The 4,505-nt window shown below is 62.3% G+C and carries 7 protein-coding genes; 2 read left to right on the forward strand and 5 right to left on the reverse strand.

Annotated elements, in window-relative coordinates; genetic code table 11:
* A partial coding sequence (locus EN994_RS19165) for an aminopeptidase (RefSeq protein ID WP_164746013.1) occupies window positions 1-562 on the forward strand: 562 nt, incomplete at its 5' end.
* Between the two features lie 21 nt (window positions 563-583).
* Window positions 584-937: a DUF488 domain-containing protein gene (locus EN994_RS19170; RefSeq protein ID WP_063167641.1), complete on the forward strand. Its 354-nt coding sequence runs from the start codon at window positions 584-586 to the stop codon at window positions 935-937.
* 213 nt (window positions 938-1,150) lie between these two features.
* Here the strand turns inward: EN994_RS19170 and EN994_RS19180 are convergent, their stop codons facing one another.
* The 5 genes from EN994_RS19180 to EN994_RS19200 form a co-directional block, all read right to left on the reverse strand.
* Window positions 1,151-1,501 (reverse strand): ArsC family reductase, encoded by a 351-nt coding sequence (locus EN994_RS19180; RefSeq protein ID WP_063167640.1) that lies wholly within the window; start codon window positions 1,499-1,501, stop codon window positions 1,151-1,153.
* Between the two features lie 173 nt (window positions 1,502-1,674).
* Window positions 1,675-2,028, reverse strand: a complete 354-nt coding sequence (locus EN994_RS19185) for a nuclear transport factor 2 family protein (protein WP_013532858.1) — start codon at window positions 2,026-2,028, stop codon at window positions 1,675-1,677.
* Window positions 2,029-2,164: 136 nt separating this feature from the next.
* The gene (locus tag EN994_RS19190) at window positions 2,165-2,845 is read right to left on the reverse strand and encodes a 2'-5' RNA ligase (RefSeq protein ID WP_245441279.1); all 681 of its coding nucleotides are present in this window, start codon (window positions 2,843-2,845) and stop codon (window positions 2,165-2,167) included.
* A 102-nt stretch (window positions 2,846-2,947) separates the two neighbouring features.
* Entirely contained in the window at window positions 2,948-4,033 is a 1,086-nt protein-coding gene (locus EN994_RS19195) for an ABC transporter ATP-binding protein (RefSeq protein ID WP_027164193.1), read from the reverse strand.
* Window positions 4,023-4,505 (reverse strand): cupin domain-containing protein (locus EN994_RS19200; RefSeq protein ID WP_127307723.1); only part of this gene is annotated, 483 nt, incomplete at its 5' end. The genes EN994_RS19200 and EN994_RS19195, both read right to left, overlap by 11 nt.

The raw sequence follows: 4,505 nt of genomic DNA on the forward strand, positions 1-4,505 counted from the left end.
GGCGGACGGCCATGAATGGATGGGCGGCGCCTCGACCGCCAAGAACGGCATCACCTGCAACCCCAACATCCCGACCGAGGAGGTCTTCACCACGCCGCATGCGGGGCGAGTCGAAGGCCATGTCTCCTCGACCAAGCCGCTGTCCTACCAGGGCACGCTGATCGACGACATTTCGGTGCGTTTCGAAGAAGGCAGGATCGTCGAGGCCAAGGCATCGAAGGGCGAGGACGTGCTGAAGAAAGTGCTCGACACCGACGAGGGCGCGCGCCGTCTCGGCGAGGTGGCGCTGGTGCCGCATTCCTCGCCGATATCGGCCAGCGGCCTGTTGTTCTTCAACACGCTGTTCGACGAGAACGCCGCCTGCCACATCGCGCTCGGCCAATGCTATTCGAAGTGCTTCGTCGACGGCGCCTCGCTCAGCCAGGACGAGATCGCCGCGCGCGGCGGCAACAAGAGCTTCATCCACATCGACTGGATGATCGGCTCGGACAAGATCGACATCGATGGCGTCCACAAGGACGGCGCCCGCGTGCCTGTCATGCGCAAGGGCGAGTGGGCCTGAGGGTTCCAGCCAGGAGGTGTGATGGCCTTCAAGATCGCGGTCAAGCGTATCTACGAGCCGCCCGCTGCCGATGACGGGCAGCGGGTTCTGGTCGACCGCATCTGGCCGCGCGGCGTCAGCAAGCAAGACGCCGCGCTGACGCTGTGGTTGAAGGACATCGCGCCGAGCGACGAGTTGCGCAAATGGTTCGGACACGAGGCGGTGCGCTGGGCGGAGTTTCAGGAGCGGTATGGCGCTGAGCTGGATGGGAATGGCGCGGCGGTGACGCAGTTGCGAGGCCTGCTGGGTAACGGCAAGGTGACGCTGCTCTACGGCGCGCTTGACGAGGCGCACAACAATGCGGTGGCGCTGGCGGGGTATCTGCGCGGACGCTGAGATTTTATGGCGGTCGGCGGGACAGCGCCCCCCCTCTGGCCTGCCGGCCATCTCCCCCTCAGGTGGGGAGATCCGCTGTCATCATCTTCTTCGCAAATCCCGAACGTGACAGGAATGGCGGAGCGGCGAAGCTGCCAATCTCCCCACTTGAGGGGGAGATGTCCGGCAGGACAGAGGGGGGCGCCACGGAACACCGTGGACCGAGAGGCAGCTCTACTCCCCCACCGCCGCCTCATAGACATCAGCCTTGAACCCGACCATAACCCGGTCGCCTACCTCCAGAACCGGCCGCTTGATCATGGTCGGCTTGGCCAGCATCAGCGCCTTGGCGCTCTTCTCGTCGAGACCCTGCTTTTCCTTGTCCGGCAGCTCGCGGAACGTCGTGCTCGCCTTGTTGAGCAGCTTTTCCCAGCCGACCTTGCCCGCCCAACCATCCAGCCGCTTCGCGTCCAGTCCCTCGGCCCTGAAATCGTGAAACCGGTAGGCTACGTCATGGCCTTCCAGCCAGACGCGCGCCTTCCTGACCGTGTCGCAGGTGGTGATGCCGTACATGGTGATCGTCAAAAGCGTGCTTCCTTGGCTGACTGTCGAATCCGTTCCACAGACTAAACCGCCCTTCCCGATTTGCCAGAGCCGTTGCCATATCTCCGTTCCACATGACGGCCAGGACAATGTCCTGGCCGTCTAACCTCCAGATCATGCAGCAGCGATGTGAGCCGGAAGCCGGGGGTCCGGCCTCAATAATAGAAGCGCTCTTCGGTGATCTTGCCGTTTTTGACCGTGTAGAGGCCAACTTCATCCATGGTGACACGCTCGCCGGTAGCCTTGGGCGTTATGTCGAACTTGAAGCGCACCGCGAACTGGTCGCCATTGACATAGGGGCCTTCGACAGAGCCGCCATGGACTTCATTGTTCTCCTGCCACCACTGGCCCTTCTGCCTGAGAGCCTCCTTGCCACGGGAGATGGCCATCGGCCCCTCCATGGCTTCGTAGCTCACGATATCGTCGGAATTGTACTTCTCGGCGGCAGCTTCGTTCTCGCCCTGCTTGAGCAGCTCGGTAAAATCCTTGGCAATTTCCGCGATGGTCATTTGCGTTCCTCCTGTTCAGACGCACTGCAAATAGGCAACGACTCGCTGGCCTGCCATCGTCGGACCACGGGGTAGCTGACAAGCCATGTCAGGATGATGGATATCGCTCGGAGTATGTGACGACGATGTGAGCACATCACATCGCGCTCAGCGGCCAACATTCCGGGAAAACGTACTTCTTCAGTCCGCGCAAGCTGTGCACAAGGACGAACTCTCGTGCAACAAAGCTGATTGGGCCCATAGGCTGTTTGGGGACAAGTTTTCGGTCATATGCAAGCGTCAGATGCGGAACGAAACCATCTGACGCCTTGAGGCCTTCGCGCAGCATTTCGACGCCGAGCTTCCTGCTCAACTCACAAACCGGTCCGTCATCGGCGAGAAGCACGAAAGGGTGTTTGGCTGGCTTGCCCCTAGTCGCCGGTCGGCCGGGAAAGCTACTGGCATAGCGAAAGGTAACCTCGAACGGGGCCATCGCAATGCGCCGTCCCGATCGGGCGGCCGCAAAAAGAATTTTGGACCGTAGCCTTTTGTAATCACCGACATGCTGCAGGCTGACGTGAAAACGCTCCGGTAGCAGTTGGTCGCCGGTTACCCCGCATTGGCCGCATAGCCGATTTTGACAATCGGCAAAGCGCGAATGGTCCTTAGACTGCAAAAACAAACCGAAGAACACGCGCTCGGGCCGTTTAGGCCGCCATGGCGGCTCTGGAAGTCCATAGTCGAATTCGCCTTGCAGATACATACGCACACGCCCGGCAAAGAACGCTCCTGTTTTGCTCCATTCCGGAACAAAACAGGAACGCTCTCCTTGAGTCAAGCCTGGAATCTATTCGAGCTCACGCCCAGCAGCCGATGATACCCTCGACCTCGAGGAAATCGTGGATCGCCCAGTTGGCCCCGGTTTTTAGAGTTCGATGAACTAACCTGGCAGCACTGGGCAGTTGGCGCCACGGCGCAGGCTGATATGCGCCACGTCGCCGACCTGGAAGCGAAAACCCTCGGCCTGGCGCGGCGCGTCGATGACGACAGGTGCGCCCTGCCCGAGTTCGGCATGCAGGCGCAGCGTGCGGCCGTGAAAGACGACGCTGTTGACGCGCGCCGGTGCGGTGCCGGGCGCGGCCTCGGTCATCGCCAGCAAATCCTCCGGGCGCACGCCGATGGTGCGGGTAGCGCCCTCGGCAGGTGCCTCGCCGGTTTCAGAAATAGCCTCCAGCGGCAGGGTGCCGGCGGTGAAACGCAAGCGATCGCCATCGCGGCCGACAAACCGTGATTGCAGGAGATTCATGGTGCCGATGAAGCTCGCCACAAACTTCGTGGCAGGCCGGTCATAAAGTGTGGCCGGCGGTGCGATCTGCTCGATGCGGCCCTTGTTCATGACGACGATGCGGTCGGAAATCGACAGCGCTTCGGTCTGGTCGTGGGTGACCATGACGAAGGTGGTGCCAAGCCGCGACTGCAGCCGCTTCAGCTCAACCTGCATCTGTTCGCGCAGATGCGCATCGAGCGCCGACAACGGCTCGTCGAGCAGCAGCACGCGCGGCTCGCAGACGATGGCACGCGCGAGCGCGACGCGTTGGCGCTGGCCGCCAGACAGTTCGGAGACACGGGCGCCAAGCTTGTCGGCGAGACCGACCATGTCGAGCGCTTCGCCGGTGCGCTTAGCCTGTTCGGCTCCAGACAGTTTGCGCAGCGACAGACCGAAGCCGACATTTTCTGCAACATTCATGTGCGGGAACAGCGCGTAGTCCTGGAACACGGTATTGACCGGCCGGTCGAACGGGCGAAGTGCCGTGATATCGCGGCCGTCTAGCAGCACCTTGCCGCTCGACGGGCTTTCGAAACCGGCGATGACGCGCAGACTGGTGGTCTTGCCGCAACCCGACGGCCCGAGCAGCGTGATGAACTCGCCGCTGATAATGTCGAGATCGACGGCGTCGAGCCCGACGATGCCGCCAGGAAAAATCTTCGAGACCGCCTGCAGCCGGACGAGTGGATCAGGCGCCATCGCGAACCTCGGACGGCTTCGTGGTGTTGACCCAGAGAATCTGGCACCGCTCGGCGCCCGGATTGCGGAAGGCATGCAAAAGCGTGCTCTTGAAGGCAAAGCTGTCGCCGGCCTTCAGCACGTACTTTGTCGAATCCACCACCAGTTCGACCTCACCAGCCAGCACGAAGCCGAATTCATGGCCGGCATGCGCATAGGCCTCGGCCGTGCCGCCGCCGGCTTCCACCGTCACCAGCATGCCGGTCAGCGTCGCGCCCGGGGGTGACAGCAGCGCCTTGGCAATGCCTTCCGATTTCACCGGGATTTGCCGCCGCTTGTCGGCACGCACGCAATAGAGGTCGTTCGCCGTATCGCTGCCGTCGGCGATCAGCGCCGACGGCTCGATGTCGAGGGCGGCGGCGAGCGGCCAGATCACCTTGACGCGCAGCGAGGACATGCCGCGCTCGATCTGGCTCAATGCACCGATCGACAC

Source organism: Mesorhizobium sp. M7A.F.Ca.CA.002.09.1.1, from assembly GCF_003998555.1.
Taxonomy (GTDB): Bacteria; Pseudomonadota; Alphaproteobacteria; order Rhizobiales; family Rhizobiaceae; genus Mesorhizobium; species Mesorhizobium ciceri.